Source organism: Neobacillus paridis (assembly GCF_016765675.1).
GTDB lineage: Bacteria > Bacillota > Bacilli > Bacillales > Cytobacillaceae > Neobacillus > Neobacillus paridis.
In genome coordinates this window covers 1-398 of sequence record NZ_JAESWB010000008.1, presented here as the reverse complement: position 1 = coordinate 398, position 398 = coordinate 1, and the positions used below count along the sequence as shown (strand labels likewise).

Sequence of the window (398 nt, the reverse complement as noted above, 5' to 3'; positions counted from 1 at the left end):
CAGCGCTGAGCCGCCAGCTACGCATTCCCTACATCAATCTCAAGAACTTCAACATCGATCGGTCCGCGGTCCGCGCGCTGCCGGAAATCCGCGCGCGCCGCTTCCGGGCCATGGTGCTGGAAGACCGCGGCGAGAGCCTGCTGGTTGGCCTGGCCGACCCGACCGACATCTACATCTACGACGAACTGCACCGGATACTGGGCAAGAAGCTGGAGCTTGCCGTGGTGTCGGAGACGCTGCTGTTCGAGGCGATCAACCGGCTGTACAGGAAGACCGAGGAAATCACCGACGCGGCGCGTGAACTCGGCCAGGAAATGGGCGACGCGCAAATCGATTTCGGCTTCACGGATAGCGCGGCAAGCCTGGAAGACGCGCCAGTGGTGCGGCTGCTGCAAAGC

At 63.3% G+C, this 398-nt stretch carries 1 protein-coding gene; it reads left to right on the top strand.

Translation table 11 applies throughout. The features are described from left to right. Positions 1-398 (top strand): GspE/PulE/PilB domain-containing protein (locus tag JK635_RS01400; protein WP_498043849.1); only part of this gene is annotated, 398 nt, incomplete at both ends.